Raw genomic sequence first — 24,085 nt, 5'->3', positions numbered from 1 at the left:
GTTTTGGATGCTGGGAAATGCAAATTCTCAGACGGTAAAAAGTCTGATTTGTGTTGTCGATACGTTTAAATTCAAGGCGGTACCTGCAGTCAATTTGGGTACACCGGCATAGTGCGGTTGATCCAAAGACAAAGACTGAGAACCCACCCGAATTCGGTACCGAGTCGATTCACCCATGAACTCACTGCCCTCCACGGTACCTTGAATGCAAAGCGTCGCGTCATTAGAAGCTGATTGCGCCGAGCCAACACTTACTGCGTGTGGTCTAAAACTCAGCTGAACCATCTGATCTATGTTGTATAGATTTGAGCCGCCTGATGGGTTTGGAAGTTTGACCACACCTACTCCCATAACATCCAGCGCCAAATGATCTATGTGTTGGCTGTGTACCTTGGCATCCAGCATGTTCATGGTGCCCACAAAATTGGCCACAAAGGCATTAGCGGGGTGATCGTAGAGCTCGGTGGGAGTGCCTACTTGTTGAACCACACCTTGGTCAAGTACCGCCATGCGATCGGCGGTGGTCATGGCCTCTTCTTGGTCGTGCGTCACGAAAATGGTGGTGATGCCCAAGCGACGTTGCAGCGCCAACAGCTCTTGTCGCATTTGCACGCACAAGGTTTTATCAAGGTTAGACAAGGGCTCGTCCAGTAGCAAAACTTGGGGTTCAATCACAATGGTGCGCGCCAATGCAACGCGTTGCTGTTGTCCGCCCGAGAGTTGATTGGGTTTGCGCTGACCAAAGGCCGACAAGCCGACCAACTCGAGCGCTGCAGCCACTTTGCTTTGGAGAGTGGCTTTATCGACTTTGCGCTCAACCAAACCAAAAGCTACGTTGTCCCATACGGATAAATGAGGCCACAGGGCATAGCTTTGAAACACCATGCCAATGTTGCGATCCCATGGTTCTTGTTGGCCAATGTCGCGACCATCCACCAACAACTCGCCGTGTTGGTGTTTGTTGAAACCTGCAATCAAGCGAAGCAAGGTACTTTTGCCAGATCCTGACGGACCCAGCAATGCAAAAAATTCACCAGGTTGAATGTCGAGGTTGACGTTTTTGAGCACTTCCGTGCTTCCATAAGCCAAACGGATATTGCGGCATTGAACGCTGACTTTTTTCATGATGAATGTTCCTTGCGAGGAGCCAAGCGGCTTGCCGTCTGTTCAACCACGCGGTGTGACAAATAAGTGCCAATGGCCACTACCAAGATGGCTAGTACACCAAGGGCCGCTCCGGGTCCACGACCCGCCACACTTTGCATGTACAAGTAAATGCCATAGCTCATAGGCGCTTGCGAGTCTGCCGATACCAGCATGATGGTGGCCGACAACTCGACAGCGGCTGTGATGAAGCTTGTGACAAACCCGGCCAAGATACCACCCGTCATCAGTGGGACCAGCACCCTTCGAATGCTGCGCATTTTGTTGGCACCCACACTCTCGGCCGCTTCTTCAAGAGAGATGTGAACTTGTTGCAGAGCGGCCATGCAGCTTCGCAAAGCATAGGGCAACCGGCGTACCGCATAGGCCAACATGATGGCCACCCAAGTGCCCGTGAGCAAGACATCGGTGCCTGGTACGTTGACACCTTTGAACATGCGCAAGAAGCCAATGGCCAACACAATGCCAGGGACCGCCAGCGATGCGGTGGCTACCCAATCCAGCCATTGGCGTGCTGGCAATCGGGTGCGCAAAATCAAATAAGCGATGGTCACGCCTAGTAAAACATCCAATCCCGCAGCCAGTCCACAGTAAATCAAGGTGTTTTGAATCATGCCGCTGGCATCTTGAAACACTGTGGCGTAATGTTCTAGCGTGTAGGCATCAGGTAGTGGTGAAAAGCTCCAAACTTTTGCAAACGACAACAACAAAACACCCAAATGGGGCGACAAAGTAATCAGCAAGATGACACCAATCCAAAGATAAGCCAGTGCGCTTTCTAAAGGTGAAAGTTGGCGACGCTGAATGCTGCCCCCACCTTTTTGCAGGGTAGAAAAATCACGACCTTTTAAAGCTCTGGCAGAAATGACCATGGCGCAAATCGAAAACACAATCATGAGAACGCTGATGACATAACCCATGGGATCTTCAAGGCCCACTTGCGTGATGCGCAAGTAGGCTTGAGGTGCCAGCATGTTGGTTTGGCCCATGACCAAGGGCGTGCCCAAATCATCAAACACTTTGACAAATACCAAAGATGCACCCGCCACAAAACCTGGCAGTCCGAGCGGGAAAATAACGCGCCAAAACAAGCGCCAACCTTTGCATCCCAGATTCATGGCGGCCTCTTCCATGGCGCCGTCTATGTTGCGCAGCGCAACGGTGAGGTTCATGAGAATGAAGGGGAAGTAATGAATGGCTTCTACAAAAATGACGCCATTGAGACCCTCCATGATGGGCAGCGTAAAACCAAATGCATCGTTCAACAACAGATTCAAGGTGCCTGAACGCCCAAAAATCAGTTGTAACGCGACAGCCCCCACAAAGGGCGGCATGATAAGCGGCAGAACGCCCAAAGTTTGAATGAGAAGCGCGCCTTTGAAATCAAACCGGACGGTAAAGTAAGCCAAAGGAACGGCAATCAGTGCTGCAAAAATAGCCGACATCACAGCCACGTACAGACTGTTGATGAATGACTCGCGCATCAAGTCTTGCGAAAAGAACGCGCTGAAATGCCCCAGAGTAAAGCTGTTATCGCCATCCAAAAAAGCAGTGATGAAAACCCGCGCAACGGGCAAAGCAAAAAACAACAGCAAGAACACCAACACCAATCCACCGGCGAGCCAAACACCGGGGCGTATGGTGACCCACCCAATTTGAGGTTGCGGGCTCACTTGAAGTTGGTTGGCTGCTTGGCCATTGATGGTCATGCTGCTGCCCTAGGGCTTACTTGACAGCAGCCAATGCTTGCTCTGCCAGGCTTTTTGCACGCTCATAGTTCTGACGCGCGCTGTTGTTCCAGTAGTTCTCTAAACCCGTCACGCTTTTGCTCACTGCTGCATCTTTTTTGTTAGCCGCAAACAAAGCCAAAAACTCTTTGTCAGCTGCTTTCTGCGCATTCACCACAGGGCTGAAAGCTGCTTCACGGGCTTGCTTGAGAAGCTCTGATGCATTGGCGTTGGTTTTTTTGGCCAAGGCAGCTTCAGCGGCATGGATGGCCTTGGTTGCAGCTTGCAGCTCTTTCAAACGAAAGGTGATGGTTTGATCAAACAGTGCAGAAACCACGTTGTAGCGCGCCTCAGACAAGTCAGAGTTGAACTGAACCTTGGCGCGCTTGGCAATTTCAAAAGGATTGGGATAACCCGCTGGTGTTTTGCCACCCATGGCTTCAGGAGGCAAGATGGGCAAGCGAGAAATTTTGGGGTTGTAGAGCAACTCTTGCCCTTGTTGAGACACGGTGTAGCTGATGAATTTTTTGGCCTCAGAAGCATTTTTACTGCCGGCAACCAAGGCAATATTGGCAGGCACAACTGCCGTGACATCGGGGTAAACAAACTCAACTGGGAAACCAGAATACTTGCCAGCCAAGCCAAAGAAATCAATCACCAGGCCAATGCCGAATTGGCCATTGTTCACACCATCGGGCACTCCAAAACTGCGCTCGGTGATGGCTGCACTGTTGCCCGAAATTTGCAGCAATTGACGCCAGCCTTTCTCCCAGCCCTCTCCTTGCAGCAGGGTTTCGACTGTTAAGTGTGTGGTTCCAGAACGTGAAGGAGAACTCATGGCCACATGGCCAAAATATTCAGGCTTGGTCAGGTCAGCCCATTGTTTGGGAGCCGGCAGTTTGTTGGCAGCCATGTAGCGAGTGTTCCACATCAAGCCATAACCAGCCAAGGCTTGGCCAAGGTACATGTTGTCAGGCGCGTTGATGGGATAGGCGCCCACTTTGGCGGGCGTTGCTTTGTTGGCCAAATCGCCAATGGGCTCTAGCAACTTCAGACCCGACATCACTTCAAAGGCATCAGGCGCTGAGGCCCAAAAGACATCTGGCCGCTGGCCTACAGGCAACTCGCGAACATATGAAATACCCTGCACGGTGTTTTTGTTCAAGATCTCAATTTTGATATCAGGGTTGGCTTTTTCAAATGCAGATTTGTAAATTTGTGTTAACTCTTTGGGAAAAGAGGTGATGATAGTGACTGTTCCAGCTGTTGCAAATTTAGTGAAAAAACTGACAAATGTCAGCACTGCGATCAAAATCGATTTTGATATTAAATTTGAATTCATTGGTAAATATATAAATGAAAGACGCTGCCATACTAATCTCATAGGCTCTTCATGACAATTCAGGAATACGACAAAGACTCTAACTTTTACTTGAATAGCGATTTCGATCGCTGATTTAATCATTAAGAGCCAATGATTCCGCCATCGACTTTGCGAATGGCAACCAAAGCAGATCGGGGTCGTCCGTTGGGCGCATAGTCTGGCCAATTGGAGTATCGCCTTGGTTTGGAGGGATCACTGCGATCCGAAGGCGTCTCCCCAGGGTGTTGAATACTCACAAACATGGTGGTGCTGTCGGGGGTAAAAGTAACGCCCGTCACCTCGCAGTTGGTCGGCCCTGTTAAAAAACGACGGGTTTCGCCTGTAGCAGTATCGCAAGCCAACATTTGATTGTTGCCAATACGTGACAACTCGCCTTTGTACATTTGAGTTGCATGCGCATCGGTTTGAATCCAAAGAACGCCTTGCTTGTCAAAAGTAATGCCATCCGGACAGGCATAAACATCACCCTTGATATTGCCTTTGGCCTCTGCGCGTTCATTGGCTGGATCGCCAGCTAAAACCATCAGGTTCCATTCAAATGTGCGGCCATCAAAATCATACGCATCCTTCCAGCGAATGATCTGACCCATGAAATTGTTGACCCTTGGATTTGCAGCATCGACACCAGGTTTTCCAGGGGTGCCGCGTTGACTGTTATTGGTCAGGGTGCAATAGACCCAACCCGAGAGAGGGTCGATGGTGAGCCACTCTGGGCGATCCATCTTGGTGGCCCCCAACAAGTCACTGGCTTGTCTTGATTTGATGAGCACTTCACCTTGATCGGCAAACCCATTTGCTGCAGTCAGTGGGCCATGACCATGCACCAGCGGAATCCATTGACCCTTGCCATCTGCATCAAATCTTGCAACGTACAAGACGCCATGGTCTAGCAAATCTTGGTTGGCCTGCGCCTGTGTCAGGCCGTTACCTGCCTGTTTGATTTTGTCGCGACTGACAAATTTGTAAATGTATTCGAAGCGGGCATCTTCACCAGAATAAACGACGGCTCTGCCATCCTTGGTCACACCCACCCAAGCACCTTCGTGAGCTGCACGTCCCAACGCGGTTCTTTTCACTGGCGTGCTGTTTGGATCCATGGGGTCCAATTCGACCACCCAACCAAATCGGTGAAACTCATTGGGATTCTTTTGCAGGTCGAATCTGGGGTCATGCTTGTCCCAAGCGAAGAAACCAGACTTTGGGGCACCCCAGCGCTGCTGATCTTGAGTGGGCTTGTCGCCTGCACCAAAGTAGAAAGCAAAGTTCTCTTCGCCCGACAAATAGGTACCCCAAGGCGTTTTGCTACTGGCGCAATTGTTCAAGGTTCCTAAAACTGTGAGTCCTTGAGGATCAGCCGAGGTGCGCATCAGTGCATGACCTGCAGCTGGTCCTGCTACTCTAAAAGGCGTGCTCAAAGTCACGCGTCGCGCATAGGGCGATGGGCGCACCATGTTCCATCGACCATTTTTCATTTCAACTTCAATGACAGACAAGCCGTGCGCGTTTTGGGCTTTTCGAACTTTCTCCGGATTCATTGGATTGAAACCGCCAACATGAAGTAAGCCGTCATCGGTGTATTCATGATTGATCGCCAACAAACCACGGCTAGAACCCTGCAGAGGGAAATATTCCAAACCGTCGTGGTGCATGCCCAATTGCACCGCCTGATCGTCCGCAGAATTGCTGCCATCCATTTTGAAAGGAGGCATACGACCCGCAATGCCCACTGGATCGCCCCAAGGGGCAAAAGGAGTCGCGGTGTAACCTTCCGGAACAACCAACTGATCGCCCATACCCACTGGAATGGGTTTGAAGCCAATTTTATTGGAGGGTCCTGCGAGAACTGCGCAGCCAGACAAAGGCGCCAAGACGGTGGCCAAAGAAACTGCAGCACCGTTTCTTAGAAAAGTTCTTCTTGATGTTTCAATGACCGCATGGATACTGAGATTTGAAGAGCGATTACTGTCTTCCATTTCACTGAAGTTTTTGGCCATGCTGAATCAATATAAAGTCAAAATTCCTAACCATAACACTTGAAGAAGTACTTGGGATCAGGCGCTAGGGTTTGGCGTGATAGCTTGTAAATTCAATGTATTCATTGTGAGCAATTCAATCCGACAAGTGACCATTGACAAAATATGTCATGATTTTCCCAAGTCCTTTGCATTCAACCAATTCACGCTCCCGAATGTCAAAGTGTTCCCTCACCTGCAAATAGGTACTCGGAGAAATTTGAATTTTGCCGGGCAAAGAAGTTGACTCCATGCGGCTGGCGGTATTAACGGTATTGCCCCATAGGTCATATGAGAACTTGGTGTGACCAATGACACCTGCAACCACAGGACCCGAATTGATGCCAATGCGCATCTGCAGTGCCATCTGATGTTGTTGGTTAAATTCAGCCAAATCTGTGAACATGCCAATCGCCATTTCCACTACACGAATGGCATCGAGCATGCCGTCACTTTCCAAGCCGCCCGCAACCATGTATGCATCCCCAATCGTTTTTATCTTTTCAACACCCAAATGAAGCGCACGCTGATCAAATTTAGAGAACAGATCATTCAAAAGCGAAACCAATTCCTCGGCAGACTGACTAACAGACATGGCTGAAAATCCCACAATGTCGCTGAACAAGATCGTCGCATTGGGACAACCATCGGAAATTGTCTTTTCGCCCGATTCCAAGCGGTCCACAATTTTTCTGGGCAACACATTGAGCATCAGTTCATCAATTTTTTGCGCTTTTTCTTTCACCAGTTTTTCTTGGTCAAATGCAAAATCAAGCGCATTTTTATACAGTTGCTTCTGAATGCTTTCGAGTTGCATGGACCATCGTGTGGCATGTGTGAAACCTTTTTCCATGGGACGGAAAATCAATCGGAAACTGCATTGATGATGAAGTCCCAATGTTTGCGATTTTTCAGGTGCAAACTCATAGGTGAAGTCAACGCTTTCGGGGAAGATCTTTCGGAAGCAAAAAAGGCAATTTGATCTGAGAGCCGCTTCGAATTTCAAAGGCGACAGAGAAACATTGCTTAGTAAAAATCTGGCCAATTCGCCTTCTTCTGCGGGCTCCTCAACATGCGTCCATTGAGAAGTGGCATCTTTTCCACGCAACCCACGGTTTGCGTCTAGGGTAAGTTCTTGGTTGTGCAAGACAACCATTTTCTCTAAAGCTTTTCGAGTTTGATCCAAGTTTTGCAGGTCGATCAGATCAACAAGTTCTTGTGCGTAGGGCTCTATTACCAACAGATACGTGGATGGCGTGCCCTTTTTTCGAATACCTGTGCTACCCGTTCAGGAATTTTCGCACCCAGCATGAACAAGCCTGGCCATCCAAGTCGATCGTAGATCTCTTGGAAGAAATTCAACCTGTACTCATAAGGGTAAAACAATGTTGAATCGAATGACTCAACACCCAGCCCTTGCAGAAAAGATTTTCCCAATCGGTCGATTTCAGACAAAGTCTCGATGGCAATGTTCAAAGAAAAACCCAGAACTTCTGCCGAGGGCTCTTGACGCAGCGTTGGATCAATTTGAACTGAATTCATAGGTGCTCAATGCGCGTCAAAAAAGTTAAATCATGTGGCGCGCCGCAGCGTCATCCCCAAATTTTCTGCTTGACGTTTCTCATATGTCAGAAATGCTTCTGTGATTTGACTGCCTCGGACACCACCTCTAACGGAGCCAGCCTCGATGTCACCAAAGTACTCTTTCCAAAGTGGGGGCAACCGTTGCCCTTGAGGAATACTGAGCCACAGGCGCAGTAAGTGACGCTTACGCTCAGGCTCTTCATGGTCTTCAAAATTGGTGCGCGAGTGGATCACAACATAGTTGTTCAACAACTGCATATCCCCTCTGTCAAGTTGCATGGAATAGCAAAACTTATCATCGGGCAGCAGTTCATCCAGTAGGTCCAGCAACTCAATTTGCGCTGAGGTTAACCGAGGTACTTCAGGAAAATCGCGTTGCGCAGCCGTGACATTTTTTCGATTGGCACGCAAAGCGAAAAACTCTGGGTCATCACCCAAAATGGGACATTTGTAAAAAGGCGGTTGGCTGGCGTCATTGGTGCCTTGGTAGCTGTAATAGAAAGGTTGCTGCATCACAGGAATCAGGTCCGGTCGCAATCGCTTCACTTCATCAACCACGGCAATCGAGCTAGTCACCTTGCTGGTGCCGCCAGATTTTGCTGTTTGCAAGCACAACAAGGCCACCACATCGCATGAGTCAACGTGAAAATCCAAACCTGCATTGGTGTTGTAGCCACGGCCATTTTTCACCTTGTAACTACCGCCTTCATCGCGAACATCGTTCATCACTTGGCTGGCAATGTTTTGTGTTCTGGCCACGCCAACATTGAGGCCAATGCCCCAATGCGCTAAGCGCGCGTCCTCTACCGACCAACGTTCAACTGGAAAACCCTTGAGCAAGCACATGCCATACGCCGTCTGAGTCACTGCAAAGGCTTGATCGATGGCTTGCTTGGCGTGTCGCTTCAAGGGGAAGTCGTTGGCTGTCATTTCTAGCCAATTTTTCCCCGTTGCTTTGGCATGCTGAAGCGCTTCCTCAATTTCAGTCACGGCCTCACGACTTAGAAAATGAATCCAAGAGGAATCTCGCGACAGTTCTTGTGGAAACCATGCGCGAGGCTTCTCTAGATTGGTTTGGATGAATGTACTCACAACGCATAACTCCAATTCGGTCAATCAAATGCCCACTGGTAACTGTCCAGTGCCATGGACATTGATTTTATTGAGCCATCTTACTGAAGAAAGCATGAAGAAAATTCACCCTAGGGTCTCTACCAATCCATACGCCTTGCATGTGACCGTCAAGAGTCTCTAAACTTCAAAGTTGATCAATGACTATGAACGGGTTGCGTATGCGTCGAATTTGGGCCGTTGTTTTGGCATGTTTTTCACTGACAAGTTACGCGCAAGACAGCAACTATCCTGTCAAGCCCATCAAGCTGTTGGTGGGCTATGCCCCAGGGGGAGCTACGGACATCGTTGCCAGAAGCATCGCCATCAAAATGCAAGAAACACTTGGCCAACCCATCATTGTGGAAAACCGCGCGGGTGCCAGTAGCAACATTGCTTCCGAATTTGTAGCGCGCAGTGCGCCCGACGGTTACACCCTCCTCCTGGGCACCATTGCCAATGCCACCAACATGACCGCCTACAAAAACATGAGCTACGACACGATGCGTGACTTTGTTCACATCACGCAATTCATGACGGCACCCTCTGTGCTTACGCTTCATCCTTCTGTGCCGGCCAAGAACCTTCGAGAGTTCATCGCAGTCGCTAAACAAAATCCTGGCAAATTTGCGTTCTCTTCAAGTGGCAATGGCGGCTCCCCTCACCTGGCCGGCGAATTGTTGAAAATGAGAGCCAACATTGATTTGATTCACGTGCCCTACAAAGGCGCAGCACCGGCCATAGCCGACCTTTTGGGCGGTCAAGTTCAAATGAGTTTTCAGACGGCCTTGTCGGCCATTCCCCATTTGAAAAGTGGCAAACTAAACGTGATTGCGGTGGCCAGTAAAAAGCGCATGGGCACGATGCCCAATGTCCCCACCATGGCCGAAGCAGGCTTGCCAGACTTTGAGGTGTCCAGTTGGAACGGCTTGTTTGCGCCCGCTAAAACGCCTCCACACATCGTTGCAGCACTTTACAATGCTGCAACCAAAGCGCTTCAAACCCAAGACATCAAGGACAAAATGGAAGTCCAAGGTGCAGAACCTGTAGGCAACAGTCCTGATGAGTTCCGTGCATTTGTCAAAACAGAAATTGACAAATGGGAACAGGTGATTGTGAAGTCTGGCGCCAAGATGGAATAAATTGGAAAAATCAATCACCCCTTACGAACTGATCGGCGGCGAGCCTGCTGTCAAACAACTGGTCCATCGCTTCTACGAGTTGATGGACGAGTTGCCGGAAGCCTATGCTGTTCGTCAGCTTCACCCTGAAAGTTTGGCAGGCAGCGAAGAAATGCTCTTTGAGTATTTGTCGGGCTGGCTAGGTGGGCCCAATCTGTACATCGCAAAGAAGGGGCATCCACGACTGCGAATGCGGCATGCGCCTTACGCCATTGGCGCTAGAGAGCGCGATGAGTGGATGCTGTGCATGACACAAGCTTTAACCGAACAAGTCGGCGACGAAGGATTTCGGCAAGCTTTGCTGAACCAGTTTAGCGAGCTGGCCAGTCACATGATCAATTCGCATTGAAATCCCAAGCCTCATTCATCGCAGTTTAATGATTGGCTTCGTTGGACTTCTCGTACCAAATTTTTGAGTTGTTCACGACGTAAACCACCAACAACATCACCGGTACTTCAATCAGCACCCCCACCACAGTGGCCAGAGCCGCTCCAGAATTAAATCCAAACAAACTGATGGCGGCAGCGACAGCCAACTCAAAGAAATTAGAAGCACCAATCAGTGCTGAAGGGCACGCAATGCTGTGCTTCTCGCCAACAGCACGATTTAACCAATAGGCCAGCCCCGCATTGAAAAACACTTGAATCAAAATGGGGACGGCCAAAAGTCCAATGATCAAAGGCTGGTTCAATATGGCTTCACCCTGAAATGCAAACAGCAGTACCAGGGTTGCAAGCAAGGCTGCAATAGACCAGGGTCCTATTTTCGCCATCACATCATCAAAGACTTGCTGAGCCTTAGACAACAAAATTTTCCTAAGCCATTGCGCCAGGGCAACGGGAATGATGATGTACAAAACAACTGAGGCAAGCAAAGTATCCCAAGGAACAGTGATGGCCGAAATGCCTAGCAAAAAAGCGACCAAGGGTGCAAAGGCAATCACCATGATGCTGTCGTTCAGCGCCACTTGCGACAAGGTAAACAAGGGGTCACCGCTTGTGAGCCGGCTCCACACAAACACCATGGCTGTACAAGGTGCGGCCGCCAACAAAATCAAGCCAGCAATGTAACTGTCAATTTGATCTGGTGGAAGCAAAGGTGCAAACCAATGCCGAATGAACAACCAACCCAACAAGGCCATTGAGAACGGCTTGACCAACCAATTCACAAACAAGGTAACGCCAATGCCCTTGATGTGCTTGCGAACTTCATGCAAGGCAGCAAAGTCTACTTTAACCAGCATGGGAATGATCATGACCCAAATGAGCAAACCGACCGGTAAATTGACTTGGGCGATTTCCATGCTGCCAATGGCTTGGAAGACCTGCGGGAAAAATTGTCCCAGTGCAATACCAGCCAGGATGCACAGAAAAACCCATACCGTCAGGTATCGCTCAAAAACACTCATTGGCGCAACTGTTTTGTCTTGTGTCATTGTTAAAACTTCAATCTTGGGCCAAATTTCGTGCCGTCTTTTCAATTGACAAGCGCGACAAACTGGTCGCAGGCAAATTCACAAATATTTCCAAACGCTTGCGGATCAAATGCAAAGTTTGTACAAAAGCTTCTCTCTTTTGCGCATCACCACCCTGCACTTCTGATGGATCCGTATACCCCCAGTGAGCAGTGGCCGGTTGTCCAGGCCAATAGGGACAGACCTCTCCAGCTGCGTTGTCGCACACCGTAATGATCAGGTCCATCTTGGGTGCATCGGGTTGGGCAAACACATCCCAGCTTTTGCTGCTCAAGCCGTCTATCGACAATCCAGCATGACGAAGCGTTTCAAGGGCGATGGGATTGGGCTGTTGGTTTTCACGGGGGCTGCTGCCCGCAGAAAAGGCTTTGAAGCGCCCTTTGCCCAAATGATTCAACATGGCTTCTGCCAAGATGCTACGGGCAGAGTTGTGCGTGCAAAGGAATAGGACGTTTAGCGGATTGGTTTCTGATGGCATGAAAAGCTCCTGAGTGAGGCAAGACTCACCTTGACATCATGATGGGATTAAGGAAGTCAATGCTTTGTTACAAGCATACTTAAAACACATGACTGAATCATGACACGTCCAAACTAGCTTCACAAAACCCTCAGATAGCGACAACCTCAAAGTCAGCTTTGGCAACACCACAATCCGGGCATGTCCAGTCTTCGGGCACCTCGGCCCACAAAGTACCAGGTGCAATGCCATCTTCGGTCCGACCTTCGGCTTCGTCATAGACAAAGCCGCAAACGATGCAGATATAAGTTTTGAAATTGATGTTGCTCATGATTTTTTTCAAGGTTGTGATTCTCAAACTGAAGTGATTGTCACATGAATTAGGTTGACATAAGTCAAGCTGCCGTTTTGGTATAGGGATAAATTGAGATTCAATTCCCTCATGAAAGGCGCCCGTATGCCAACAAACTATCAAATCGGTCTCATTGCACTGCTCAAAAGATCGCGACCCATCAACCTCATCACAGGACCGATCATTTACAGCATGGTATTTCCAATCATGCTGCTAGATCTTTGTGTCTCGTTCTACCAATGGACCTGTTTTCCAATTTATGGCATTCCAAAGTTCAACCGAAAAGACTACATTATTTTTGACAGACAAGAGTTGAAGTACTTGGACTGGGTGTCAAAGTTTCACTGCACTTACTGTGCTTATGGCGTGGGTGTGGCAGCTTATGTTCAAGAAATTATCAAAGCCACAGAAGCTTACTTTTGTCCTGTTAAACACAAAGAGAAAAACCTCATCGCAACGCACAAACATTGGCAGGCCATTGCCTTTGAACAAGGACCCGACTTTGATTTTGAGGCGTACTTGGAAAAAGTCCGAAAACAGATGACTCAAAAAAATGAGCCTTGAATGAAGCGCTTTTCATTCAATTCGTTTGACAGGTGCAGGCTCTGCAACCAGTGGCGGCATGTGCTGCCATGACATCAAATTTGCCGCGCTTTCTGTGGAGGAGGCTAACCAAGAACTGTGCAGATTCGGCGGAATGATCACAGGCGTTCTCTTTTCATCACCTTGCTTGTGAAATTGCTTCATCACAGGGTGCGCATCGGCATTGACCGTGAGCATCGAAAAACTCACCACCAATTCACCAGAAGTGGGATCTGTCCATCGGTCCCACAAACATGCGATGCCAAACGGATCGCCCGAGGCCAAACCAATCTTCCAACGCACTGCCCTGCCCGATTCGTAACTGGGCTCATAGAAATTTTCAACCAGTACCAAGCCGTATTGGCGATTTCGCCATGCTGCTCGGTAACTGGGCTTTTCGGCTGCTGTTTCGCTACGTGCGTTGTAGGTATGGCGGCTTATTTTGTCGTCTTTTGCCCAAGCGGGTATTAAACCGAATTTGGCCAACCCACAAGCTACTCTAGATGTTTGATGACTCTGCACAACGACGGGGGCTTCAAAGCCCGGATAGGCTTCACTTGGGTATCCAGCAGGCACATCGACGCCAAAAGCATCCTTGACCCAATGGGGTTTCTGAATGGGTGTGAAATTGGTGCACATGCTTCAGGAAGAACGGTGATTTGACTTTGCTGCCAGAACAGCGAATTATGAGAAACTATTTTCAGGCGCATTTTGCACCATCTATAACCTAAGTTTCATTGAAAATCACAGGGCAGCGACTAAGATCAAACGAGCTATGACCAATCAATACTCCAATGCCCTTCTGATCATCGACGATCACCCAGTCTACCGGGAAGCATTAGGCGAGATTCTCACACGAGAATTCAGCAACTTGGGCATCGGTGTCTATACAGCCAGCAACGCCAGTGAGGGGCTTGATTTGGTCGATGCCATGGACAAAACATGGGTTGTGTTACTTGATGTCAAAATGCCTGGTCTAAGCGGACTGGCTGGCATTAAGGTATTCAAGCAAAAAAGCAACGTAGAACATGTGGTCTCCATATCAGGTCTTGAATCGCCAACCTGGGAACCACGTGCAGTGGCTGCAGGTGCAACCTTGTTTGTTTCAAAGAACAACACGTCCATCAGCATTTACAACAAACTGAAAAAACTATTTGAAGTGAGTAGCATGCCATCTGTCGTTCAAACGGCAGAAGAACAACCTGATTTCCGACTGACTCAAAGACAATTGGAAGTTTTGCATCTGATATCGCTTGGCCATCCCAACAAAATCATTGCTGACTATCTGGAAATCAAAGAACAGACAGTCAAAATTCACATCAATCAAATCTTCAAAGAATTGCGGGTTTTCAATCGAACGCAGGCGGTTCTTAAAGCTCAAAAATATCAGTTGTTGAGCAATTAATACCTCTTGCATCACTGCTCAGCAATAAAAACATGAATCAAGAAAATCTGCAAGCTGAGTTTCCAAATTTTGAGCAGCTTGTGGCGACTGAGAAGCTGCAATACATGCACAGCTTCGCCAAATCCAGCACCATTGCCACGGTACTGGCGCCCATTTTGTGCATTCCGCTTTACTGGAAGACCACTGACAACCTGCTGATCAATGCTTGGTTTGCGTTGATGGCCGTGGTGGTCATTGGTCGTTTCTTCCTGATTAAAAAAATTGATCTCAAGGCAAATGTTCAAACCAACTTGCTGCTTCTTAACATTGCATTAGGAGCTGTGACATTTGTTTGGGGCATTGGCTGGTTTATTTTTGTGGACACTGCAGACCCAGCCAATTACTTGATTTATCAAATCATCAGCTTAACGATTTTGTTTGTTGGCATGGTGGGCTACTGTGTCAGTTGGAAATCTTTCACTTACTTTGTGTTGCCGCTGAAACTACCTGAGTTGCTTTTCATCGTCACGCACTACGAATTCATTTTTTGGCCCATTCCAATTGGCTCCATGGTGGCCTTCTATTTGGCCATCAAAATGGCCATGCTTTTTTCTCAATCATGGGAAAAGTCGTTTTCATTGCGACTTAAGAATGACGCCATGATCGATCAACTGGTCGCTGAAAAGAATGCCTCCATTGCGGCCAACGTTGCCAAATCTGAATTCATTGCCACAGCCAGCCATGATTTGCGTCAACCCATGCAATCGATCAATATCTTTGTCGACATGATTGACGCCAAAAATCTACCCGAGTACGAAAACCGGGTATTTGCACGCATGCGCAATAGCATCGCTGTCCTCAATAACATGTTCAATACACTGTTAGACATCAGCAAACTTGATTCAGGTGTTTCTCCACGAAACATTGAGTTTTCAATTGCGCAATTGGCACACGATCTGGAAGTTGGTTTTTCTGATTTGTGCAAAGAGAAGAACCTCTCTTTCACGGTCAAACACCAAAACATTTTTGCGAAAGGTGACCCTCAACTTCTAGAGCAAATTCTCAGAAATTTATTGTTCAATGCCGTTCAATATACAGACACTGGAAGTATTGTTGTTGCATTTGACAGTGAACAGGGCCAACTTAAATTCAGTGTCAAAGACTCGGGGCATGGCATTCCAGCCGAAGATTTGCCAGTGATATTCAAAGAGTTTTTTCGCTCTGAGCACTCTCGATCACATCACGATGGCCTGGGCTTAGGCCTGTCGATTGTCAATCGCATTGTTCAAAAAATTGGCGGCGAGTGCACTGTCAACTCAGAACTTGGGGTTGGCTCTCTTTTCACAATTCAAACACGCTACCCTGTAACGCAAGGCAACGCGTTGCTCAAAAATAGAGTGGGCTCACAGACTGCAATTCACGGCAGCGCTGAGCCGACGGCATTGATCGACGAAGTGCTTCACTCTTCGGTTGGTGTGAATCTGGGCATCATTGAGAACGACTACTCTCTCAAAAATGCATATGCACAGTATTTCACACGTGCAGGCTATTCTGTGTATTTGATTCCGCATGACGAGAACGAGTTTACAGAATACCTCGCAGAGCTTCCTGAGTTGCACTTTATTTTGAGCGATTTCCGACTGGGTGAAAGAAATGGCATCTTCTTCATCCAAAAATTGCGTGAAGAATTCAACGAAGAAATTCCTGCTTGCATTGTGACAGCGGACACTTCACCTCAGCATTTGCAGCTGTTTGACAAACTGAACATTCAAGTGTTGTACAAACCAATCGACATTCAGTCGATTGAAGCATTCATCGCAAAGAGCCTACCGCCGAAGCAGAAGTTGTAAAAGTACGCGACTTTTCAATCAGTTTGGTATTTTTTAAAACTTGCTTTTTAATTTGCAAAATTTGAGCTCTCCCCAGACATGTCTGTATGAGCGGCCTAGATGTTTGGCTGCCTCTCCAATCGATCCCTGAGAGTGCAAACTTTCAAGCAACTCAACCAAAGGATGCCCCAGTTGACTGCCTGTAGGCTTGTCTGAGTATTTGTACTCTATCGCAATGTATCGCATTGTTTTTGAGTTGGTTAACTATTCAACGAACCGATCAATTGAGTTTGCGCAAGATGCATTTGCGCCATAATTCAACCGATATTTGACTTGCTAAGGACGTCAGCCTCGAGCCACAATCATCCAAACGCTCTAGAACCAAAGCTCTGATACCAGCATTGAATAAACACCTACCATGAAAATATTCAGTAACCAGCTGCACCATTTACACAAAGGTCGGCAAGAAATGTTCAGGGGCCGGCTGGTCGATTGCCATGAAGTTCCACAACGCCTCGAACATGTATTGAGTGAGCTTGAGCGTCGACCCGTTGGTGAGTTGCTAACGCCATCAGGCGATCTTCCACTCGATGAAGCGCTTCTCCGCGTGCACTCACCAGAATACTTGACCTTCCTTTCAACAGCATGGGATGAATGGGTTAGTTTGAGTCCAGACAATGTCAGCCGCGATGCACTGCCCTCTGTTTGGCCATTGCCTGGCAATCAGGCTTTCCGAACGGACAGACCACCCCTCAATTTTGCAGCCAAGTTAGGGCAATATGCCTTCGATGCAGGTACACCGCTTATGTCAGGCAGCTGGACAGCGGCGCGCGAAGGTGCTGCTTGCGCCCTCGCCGCAGCTCAGGCAGTGAGCAAGGGAGAATCATCCGCCGTGGCTTTAACGCGGCCACCCGGACACCATGCTGGCAAAGCATACATGGGTGGTTACTGTTTCCTGAACAATGCCGCCATTGCGGCGCAACACTTGAGCTCTCAAGGTCTGCAACGAATTGCTGTGATGGACATTGATTACCACCATGGCAATGGCACACAAGCTATCTTTGATGAACGCTCTGATGTTTATACCGTTTCAATTCACGGTGATCCGCAAACCGAGTACCCCTTCTTTTTAGGGCATGCCGATGAGCGCGGGACGGGTGCTGGCGAGGGGTACAACTTGAACTTCCCCTTGCCCAAAGGTACGGCCTTTGAAACTTGGTATGACATTTTGCAAAAGGCTTTGCAGGTTATCGCTGATTTTTCGCCTCAAGCTTTGGTTGTACCTCTGGGCTTGGACACCTACGAAGGCGATCCCATCAGCGGTTTCAAATTAAAATCAGTGCATTACCTGCAGGTGGGCCGTGCCCTTGCCTCTTTGCGCTTGCCCACTGTGTTCACCCTAGAAGGCGGCTATGCTGTAGCAGACTTTGGCCGCAACACAGTCAATGTCTTGGAAGGGTTTCAGTCGATTTGACTTGGCTATGACCCGAAAAAAAAGGCCAGCAAATGCTGGCCTTTTTTTCTCTGACAACTCACCGTTCAATGCGAATCCACTTGCTTGGCCGCTTCAACAGCATCTCGCGTATCGCCATTTGCACCATTGAAGAACAAGTTCAAAAGTACTGCACTGATAGAAGCCAGCAAAATACCTGACTCAATCAAGGGGTGCAAGTTATGAGGCATCCATTGTTTGAAATTAGGTGCAATCAATGGAATCATGCCTATGCCAATGGAGATGGCCACAATCATGGCGTTGTAGGAATTGTTCTTGAAATCGACATTGCTCAAGATGCGAATTCCGGTCGCAGCCACCATGCCAAACATCACCAAGCCAGCGCCTCCCAACACCACAGTTGGCAAGGATTCAATCAAGGCCGCCATTTTGGGCAGCAAACCAAGCGCCAACAAAATCAAACCACCTGCAACACAAACAAATCGGCTCTTCACACCTGTCACGGCAACCAGACCTACGTTTTGTGAAAAGCTGGTGTAGGGAAAGGTATTGAAGATACCGCCCAACAAAGTGCCCAAGCCATCGGTGCGCAAACCTCGCGTCAGTGCAGCCTGGTCAACTTTTTTATCGGTCATCTCGCCAAGCGCCAAGAACATGCCGGTAGATTCAATCATCACCACAATCATGACCAGCGTCATGGTCAAGATCAGCACAGGCTCAAACACCGGAGCACCAAAATGGAATGGCATCACGACGTCAAACCATGCGGCCTTGCCCACTTTGTCAAAGTTCATCAAGCCCATCGCTGCGGCCACAAAGCCACCCACCACGATGCCCAACAAAACGGAAATGTTGGCCACAAAGCCTTTGGCATACTTAGAAATCAACATGATGGTGACCAGCACCAAGCCTGCAATGCCAACGCCCGTTAAATCTGCATACTTGGGGTTGGGCATTTTCGGTAACAAAGCCAGGTCTTTGGGAATGGCAGGCAATGTTGAACCTGGCGCGCTTGCGGCGGCCGCAGCTGCATCCAGCCATTGCTTGTGTTCTGGGTTGACGATGCTTGGTGCTGTGGGACCAACTGGGTTGCCAAAAATCCAATTGATGCCGATGCGCATCAAGCTGATTCCAATCACAGCGATGATGGTGCCAGTCACTACCGGTGGAAAGAATCTCAGCATGCGACTGACCACTGGCGCGATGAGGATGGAGATCACGCCTGCACCAATAATGGCCCCAAAGATCAATTGAGCACCCATTTCTCCAGGGTTTGCATTGGCCATGGCCACCATGGGGGCCACGGAGGCAAAGGTCACGCCCATCATGACGGGCAAGCGAATGCCAAACCATTGTGTAGCACCCAGAGACTGAATCAGTGTCACCAAACCGCAGCAAAACAAGTCTGCAGAGATGAGGTATGCCACATCTTGTGGACTGAGTTTGAGGGCACGTCCCACAATCAGCGGCACAGCGACTGCGCCTGCATACATGACCAATACATGCTGCAAACCCAATGCAGCCAGCTTGCCTGTTGGTAGTTTTTCATCGACAGGATGAAGGGATACGGTAGTCATAGGGCTCTTCCAATCACAGAGGTTTAAGGCGTGACGTTCATTTGACGAACGCCAACTGCACACCAAACTGTATACAATTTGAAAGACAAAATTTCTATCGAAAACCCTAATGAAAGGTACTTTCCAAAGAAAAAGTACCTCCAAATTCTATTTAAAACCCACGCGGTCCAACATTTGCTGTACTTTGATTTGATTCATACCCACAGCGCTGATAGGCAACACTTCGCTTTTGAAGCTACCACCCGACATGGCCTTCAGGGCAGGATTGTCAAAGCTCACACCTTTCGCAACAGGCCATTCATTGTTGCCATTTGCAAAATGGTTTTGAGCAGACGTACTGGCCAAATATTCCAAGAATTTAATTGCGTTGTCGGTATTTTTTGAATTTTTAGCAACCGCACCGCCAGCAACGTTCAAATGAGTGCCCCAGCTGCCCTGATTGGGAAACACAACACCCACTTTTTCAGCCATCTCCTTCTCTGCGGTATTGGTGGATCGCAGCAAGCGGGCCATGTAATAAGTGTTGGTGACGGCCACACCGCACTCGCCAGAGGCAACGCCTTTGATCTGATCAGTATCGCCACCAGCAGGATTGCGTGCCATATTAGCCACCAAGCCTTTTAACCATGCCTCTGTTTGTGTGGTGCCCAAATGTTCTGTCATGGCACCAAACAAACTCAGGTTGTAGGGGTGGGAACCAGATCGAATGCAGAGTTTGCTCTTGAACTTTGGATCAGCCAATTTCTCGTACGTATCCAAATCCGATTTTTTGTACTTCGATTTGTCGTAAACGATGACACGTGCACGTGTTGACAAACCAAACCAAGCAACTCCGCCAGTGTCAGTGCGCTTAGCTCTGAGATTGTCTGGAATCGCGTCCTCCAACACCTTGGATTTGATGGGCAAAAACAAGCCATCGACTTCTGCTCGCCACAATCTGGCTGCGTCCACCAACAAAATCACATCGGCTGGAGATGCATTGCCTTCGGCTTTCAGTCGCGTCAGGATGCCGGCATCGTCCGCATCGACACGGTTGATTTTGATGCCTGTGCTTTTGGTGAAATCGCTGTAGAGGGCTTCATCGGTTGGGTAATGACGCGCCGAATAGATATTGATCGAAGCACTGCCCGTTTGTGCCTCTGATGTTAGAAAAGTGGCGCTCAAAACCGCTAAGGCTAGAAATGCAAACGGATGGCGAAGGCCTTTTTTGAATGATTTATTGCTCATATTGACACCTCAAAATGTTAATTTGAGCAAATTCTACATCAAATAAGAATGATTCTCATTTGCAAAGAAGCTTTTCTTCAATCAAAGGTCACCACATGGTCCACTTCCGCTCGAATGCCAATCCACTCACCTAACTTGTGGTCGTGGTGACTGGGCACGTGCGCCAACACAATGTCACCTGACTGCAAACGCAATGTGTACAGAAATTCAGATCCTCTGAATGCTTTTCGAATAATTTCGGCTTTCACCTGTGCTTCGTCGTCGTGGACGATGTCATCTGCCCGAAGCAAAACATCGCATGCACGGTCATCCAACCCACCCACCAGAGAAGCGTCAAGGTCGTCTGTCAGCAAGCCCAAAACCGTTGCCACTTCCACCCTTGCACCTACCACCTTGCGGTGACCAGGAATAAAGACACCATGACCAATGAACTCAGCCACGAAACGTGAGGCCGGACGGTGGTACAGGTGATAGGCATCATCCCATTGCGCAAGGCGCCCCTCTTGGATGACACCAATGACATCACCAATGGCAAAGGCCTCCATTTGATCGTGTGTCACAAACAAAGCAGTTGCTTTGGCCGCTTTCAAGATACCTCTGATTTCCAATGCCAGTCGCTCTCTCAAGTCCACGTCCAGGTTTGAAAAAGGCTCATCCAATAAAAGTAAATCGGGCTGAGGTGCCAATGCTCGCGCCAGTGCAACGCGTTGCTGCTGCCCGCCCGACAATTCATGGGGATAGCGGTCTTGCACATCTGCAAGCCCAACCAACTGGAGCACCTCGCTGATACGCGATGACTTGAATTCGGAACTTTGACCGTGAAGACCAAAAGCAATGTTGCCCGCCACTGTGAGATGAGGAAACAAAGCGTAATCCTGAAAGACCATGCCCATGCGGCGATTTTCTGGCGCGGCCGAAAAGCCTAAGCGGCTGACTACGCGATCTGACAACTGAATTTCACCAGCCGCCACTGGCTCAAGACCGGCAATGGCGCGAAGTAAACTGGTTTTACCGCAGCCAGAGGGACCAATCAAGACGCCAATTTGGCCAGCCTCAAGCTTTAAAGAAACACCGTGTACCGCAGACTTTAGTTGGCCTGCGTAGCGAACGTCAACTTGTTGAAGTGTCAAATACATGGCCGAATTGTAAGGACAGGCAGACCCCGTGGCATTCATGACCTCATGATCATCCTTACAATTCCTAAGAAGATGTGCTTGTTCCGACAAGCTTTGCCCTAGACTTTCATTGGATTCTGCGAATGCCCACCCTCCGAATTCGTTCGGTTTTACTCAGCCTGTTGGCGTTGATCATTTGTTTACCCCTGGTGGCATTGGTCAGTTCATGGCTCGAGTGGAATGCCAGTTCTGCGGGCGTCCTGACGGCGATGATCGAGACTGTTTTGCCAGGCTATGCGATCACCAGCCTGTTGCTCTGCCTTGGCGTTGCGGTGGGTGTCACCTTGCTGGGCACCAGCACAGCCGCAGCGGTGACCTTGTTCAAGTTTCCCGGAAAATCTTTTTTTGAATGGGCATTGCTGCTGCCCATGGCCATACCCGCTTATGTGGTTGCCTATGCCTATACGGACTTTTTGCAATACAGCGGACCCTTGCAAAATTTCATTCGCAGCCAAACTGGCCTTGAGGGCCGTGTTTTGCCAGAAGTGAGAAGTTTGGGTGGGGCCATCCTTGTCTTTTCTCTGGCACTGTACCCCTATGTTTACCTGTTAGCGCGAACAGCGCTGAGTGAGCGTGCATCGCAATTGATGGAGGCAGCGCGCATGCTAGGGGCGCCCCTTCAACGTCGAATTTTAGAAGTCGCAATGCCTTTGGCCAGGCCGGCAGTTGCCGCAGGAGTTGCACTGGCTTTGATGGAAACGTTAGCGGACTATGGCGTTGCCAGCTATTTTGGTATTCAAACCTTGACGGCTGGCATTTATAAAGCTTGGTTGGTCATGGACAACCGAATTGCCGCAGCGCAATTGGCCACTTTGTTGCTGGGCACAGTTCTTGTATTGCTACAACTTGAAAAAATGGCGCAGGCCCGAATGCGTTTTTCAAGCCTGCGTTCTTATGCACCGTCATCAGATGCGCAGCCAACTTCTTTAACTGGCCTGTCCGCAATCGGCATGAGTACTTGGTGCGCCCTGCCCCTGTTCTTTGGATTTTTGTTACCCGTGCTGTTAATGCTGAGACCCTTGATGGACTCTGATCTCGATGTGCCATGGGCTCGATTCATCGATTGGGCGTTGAACAGTCTTCGATTGGGACTCATGACTGCACTGATCGCTGTCGCATTGGCACTGGTGTTGTCGTACAGCTTAAGGACCAAGAAAGACCTCGCCACCCGCATGGCAACGGGATTGATCGGATTGGGGTACGCGGTTCCAGGGGCTGTGGTCGTGGTGGGATTGTTATTGCCGGTCACATGGCAACAACAACGCTGGCCAGATTCCCAAATTGGTTTCTGGCTCACGGCAACGGTGTTGGGTCTGATTTGGGCGTACATGATTCGTTTTTGTGCAGTCGCCTTGCAAACTGTGCAAAGTGGCTACACACGCATTCCCAAAAGCCTAGATGACTCTTCGCGTATGCTGGGGATATCTGGGGTCAAACTGCTTACCCTAGTGCATGTGCCTTTGTTGAAGCGTTCCATCTTTGCTGCCACACTGCTGGTTTTTGTGGATGTGATGAAAGAGCTGCCAGCCACTTTGGTGTTACGCCCCTTCAACACTGACACACTGGCCGTAATGGCTTATCAACTGGCAAGAGACGAGCGATTGGGCGAAGCCGCATTGCCCAGTTTGGCTTTAGTTTTGGTGGGCTTGTTGCCTGTGATGTATCTTAGCCGTGCAATGAAAAAATCGACCTCTGCTTGAGGCTTCCAAAGGCGTATCAAACTTTTTTTAGGTCGCCCATCCCCCACTAACGGGAAAAACCTGGCCCACAAAGCAAGCTGCTTGATCACTGCACAAATACGCTGCGAAAGCGGCATCTTCTTCAGCGCTGACCAATCGACCCAAGGGAACTTCCCTTTTAAGACGGTCCTGAAATTTGGGGTTGGCTTGAATCTCGGCACCGTAATAGGTTGGGTTGTCAACAAAATTTTGCGCAATGGCATTGAAACGAATGCCCTGCGAGGCGAGCTCCAACCCGACCGATTTGACATAGGCAAGTTGTGCACCACGAGCAGCGCTGTAACTGCCGGTACGTTTCTGCCCTCTCAGCGCCGCAGCGCTGCCCATCAGCAAAATACACCCTTCCCGGCGTTCAAGCATCTGAGGCAGTACTGCTGAAACCAATCTAGGCATGGGATCAACCAAGTGCGCAAACACATTTCGCCACTCGTCATCTTGAATGTCTACAGCGGGCGTGCTGGGTGCAGGCAATGCAAGATGCAAAAGCAATATATCAATGTGCCCCGCGCTTTGGACTAACTGTTGTGGAAGTGAAGGATCTTGGTTCAAGGGGCGATCATCTGCGATCACTTCAGCGCCTTGGTTTTGAAACATTCTGAGCAATGCAGGGCCCATGAAATCAGTGGCTTGTGTCAATAAAACGCGCTTGCCATCCAGTTGATTGATCTTCATT

At 49.0% G+C, this 24,085-nt stretch carries 22 protein-coding genes; 7 read left to right on the top strand and 15 right to left on the bottom strand.

Features of this window, described 5'->3' with window-relative positions:
• Positions 1-27 precede the first annotated feature (27 nt).
• From B9Z46_RS08730 to B9Z46_RS08700, 7 genes are all read right to left on the bottom strand, one after another.
• Entirely contained in the window at positions 28-1,125 is a 1,098-nt protein-coding gene (locus B9Z46_RS08730) for an ABC transporter ATP-binding protein (protein WP_108255623.1), read from the bottom strand.
• Positions 1,122-2,873 carry an iron ABC transporter permease gene (locus tag B9Z46_RS08725; RefSeq protein ID WP_108255622.1) on the bottom strand — a complete coding sequence of 584 codons (1,752 nt, stop codon included), beginning with the start codon at positions 2,871-2,873 and terminating at the stop codon, positions 1,122-1,124. Before B9Z46_RS08725 ends, B9Z46_RS08730 begins: the two co-directional genes overlap by 4 nt.
• Positions 2,874-2,889: 16 nt before the next feature.
• Complete coding sequence (locus B9Z46_RS08720; RefSeq protein WP_369907425.1) at positions 2,890-4,218, bottom strand: ABC transporter substrate-binding protein; 1,329 nt, start codon at positions 4,216-4,218, stop codon at positions 2,890-2,892.
• Between the two features lie 137 nt (positions 4,219-4,355).
• On the bottom strand, positions 4,356-6,269 hold the full coding sequence (locus B9Z46_RS08715; RefSeq protein ID WP_108255620.1) for a PhoX family phosphatase: 1,914 nt from the start codon (positions 6,267-6,269) through the stop codon (positions 4,356-4,358).
• A gap of 115 nt (positions 6,270-6,384) precedes the next feature.
• A complete protein-coding gene (locus B9Z46_RS08710) occupies positions 6,385-7,140 on the bottom strand; it encodes an adenylate/guanylate cyclase domain-containing protein (RefSeq protein WP_158268417.1) in 756 nt (251 codons plus the stop codon).
• 380 nt (positions 7,141-7,520) lie between these two features.
• A complete protein-coding gene (locus B9Z46_RS08705; protein ID WP_108255618.1) occupies positions 7,521-7,829 on the bottom strand; it encodes a hypothetical protein in 309 nt (102 codons plus the stop codon).
• 30 nt (positions 7,830-7,859) lie between these two features.
• A complete protein-coding gene (locus B9Z46_RS08700) occupies positions 7,860-8,963 on the bottom strand; it encodes a TauD/TfdA family dioxygenase (protein ID WP_233245953.1) in 1,104 nt (367 codons plus the stop codon).
• A 200-nt stretch (positions 8,964-9,163) separates the two neighbouring features.
• Between B9Z46_RS08700 and B9Z46_RS08695 the strand changes: the two genes are divergently transcribed.
• The gene (locus B9Z46_RS08695; protein ID WP_158268416.1) at positions 9,164-10,123 is read left to right on the top strand and encodes a tripartite tricarboxylate transporter substrate binding protein; all 960 of its coding nucleotides are present in this window, start codon (positions 9,164-9,166) and stop codon (positions 10,121-10,123) included.
• Position 10,124: 1 nt separating this feature from the next.
• Positions 10,125-10,511, top strand: a complete 387-nt coding sequence (locus tag B9Z46_RS08690; protein WP_233245952.1) for a group II truncated hemoglobin — start codon at positions 10,125-10,127, stop codon at positions 10,509-10,511.
• A 25-nt stretch (positions 10,512-10,536) separates the two neighbouring features.
• Here B9Z46_RS08690 and arsB read toward each other — a convergent pair whose 3' ends face one another.
• The 3 genes from arsB to B9Z46_RS08675 all read right to left on the bottom strand — a co-directional run bounded on the left by arsB (position 10,537) and on the right by B9Z46_RS08675 (position 12,425).
• Positions 10,537-11,598, bottom strand: coding sequence for an ACR3 family arsenite efflux transporter (arsB, locus tag B9Z46_RS08685; protein ID WP_233245951.1), 1,062 nt, complete (start codon positions 11,596-11,598; stop codon positions 10,537-10,539).
• Between the two features lie 10 nt (positions 11,599-11,608).
• Complete coding sequence (locus B9Z46_RS08680) at positions 11,609-12,115, bottom strand: arsenate reductase ArsC (protein ID WP_108255616.1); 507 nt, start codon at positions 12,113-12,115, stop codon at positions 11,609-11,611.
• 130 nt (positions 12,116-12,245) lie between these two features.
• Entirely contained in the window at positions 12,246-12,425 is a 180-nt protein-coding gene (locus B9Z46_RS08675) for a rubredoxin (RefSeq protein WP_108255862.1), read from the bottom strand.
• Positions 12,426-12,551: 126 nt separating this feature from the next.
• Here B9Z46_RS08675 and B9Z46_RS08670 point away from each other — a divergent pair, with 126 nt between their 5' ends.
• Positions 12,552-13,010: a hypothetical protein gene (locus B9Z46_RS08670; RefSeq protein WP_146179239.1), complete on the top strand. Its 459-nt coding sequence runs from the start codon at positions 12,552-12,554 to the stop codon at positions 13,008-13,010.
• A gap of 12 nt (positions 13,011-13,022) precedes the next feature.
• Here B9Z46_RS08670 and B9Z46_RS08665 read toward each other — a convergent pair whose 3' ends face one another.
• Positions 13,023-13,667 carry an SOS response-associated peptidase gene (locus tag B9Z46_RS08665; protein WP_108255612.1) on the bottom strand — a complete coding sequence of 215 codons (645 nt, stop codon included), beginning with the start codon at positions 13,665-13,667 and terminating at the stop codon, positions 13,023-13,025.
• A 136-nt stretch (positions 13,668-13,803) separates the two neighbouring features.
• Here B9Z46_RS08665 and B9Z46_RS08660 point away from each other — a divergent pair, with 136 nt between their 5' ends.
• The 3 genes from B9Z46_RS08660 (at position 13,804) to B9Z46_RS08650 (ending at position 17,715) form a co-directional block, all read left to right on the top strand.
• A complete protein-coding gene (locus B9Z46_RS08660; RefSeq protein ID WP_108255610.1) occupies positions 13,804-14,433 on the top strand; it encodes a response regulator transcription factor in 630 nt (209 codons plus the stop codon).
• Between the two features lie 32 nt (positions 14,434-14,465).
• Positions 14,466-16,262 carry an ATP-binding protein gene (locus tag B9Z46_RS08655; RefSeq protein ID WP_108255608.1) on the top strand — a complete coding sequence of 599 codons (1,797 nt, stop codon included), beginning with the start codon at positions 14,466-14,468 and terminating at the stop codon, positions 16,260-16,262.
• A gap of 397 nt (positions 16,263-16,659) precedes the next feature.
• Entirely contained in the window at positions 16,660-17,715 is a 1,056-nt protein-coding gene (locus tag B9Z46_RS08650) for a histone deacetylase family protein (protein ID WP_108255606.1), read from the top strand.
• Positions 17,716-17,780: 65 nt separating this feature from the next.
• Here B9Z46_RS08650 and B9Z46_RS08645 read toward each other — a convergent pair whose 3' ends face one another.
• The 3 genes from B9Z46_RS08645 to B9Z46_RS08635 all read right to left on the bottom strand — a co-directional run bounded on the left by B9Z46_RS08645 (position 17,781) and on the right by B9Z46_RS08635 (position 21,634).
• The gene (locus B9Z46_RS08645; protein ID WP_108255604.1) at positions 17,781-19,271 is read right to left on the bottom strand and encodes a nucleobase:cation symporter-2 family protein; all 1,491 of its coding nucleotides are present in this window, start codon (positions 19,269-19,271) and stop codon (positions 17,781-17,783) included.
• 147 nt (positions 19,272-19,418) lie between these two features.
• Positions 19,419-20,498: an extracellular solute-binding protein gene (locus B9Z46_RS08640; protein ID WP_108255602.1), complete on the bottom strand. Its 1,080-nt coding sequence runs from the start codon at positions 20,496-20,498 to the stop codon at positions 19,419-19,421.
• A 77-nt stretch (positions 20,499-20,575) separates the two neighbouring features.
• Complete coding sequence (locus tag B9Z46_RS08635; protein WP_108255860.1) at positions 20,576-21,634, bottom strand: ABC transporter ATP-binding protein; 1,059 nt, start codon at positions 21,632-21,634, stop codon at positions 20,576-20,578.
• Positions 21,635-21,756: 122 nt separating this feature from the next.
• Here B9Z46_RS08635 and B9Z46_RS08630 point away from each other — a divergent pair, with 122 nt between their 5' ends.
• Positions 21,757-23,373 (top strand): iron ABC transporter permease, encoded by a 1,617-nt coding sequence (locus tag B9Z46_RS08630; RefSeq protein ID WP_108255600.1) that lies wholly within the window; start codon positions 21,757-21,759, stop codon positions 23,371-23,373.
• A gap of 27 nt (positions 23,374-23,400) precedes the next feature.
• Here the strand turns inward: B9Z46_RS08630 and B9Z46_RS08625 are convergent, their stop codons facing one another.
• On the bottom strand, positions 23,401-24,084 hold the full coding sequence (locus tag B9Z46_RS08625) for an SDR family NAD(P)-dependent oxidoreductase (protein WP_108255598.1): 684 nt from the start codon (positions 24,082-24,084) through the stop codon (positions 23,401-23,403).
• Position 24,085 lies beyond the last annotated feature (1 nt).

It is taken from the genome of Limnohabitans sp. Hippo4, assembly GCF_003063605.1.
Lineage (GTDB): Bacteria > Pseudomonadota > Gammaproteobacteria > Burkholderiales > Burkholderiaceae_C > Limnohabitans_A.
This window is presented reverse-complemented; position numbering and strand designations above follow the sequence as displayed.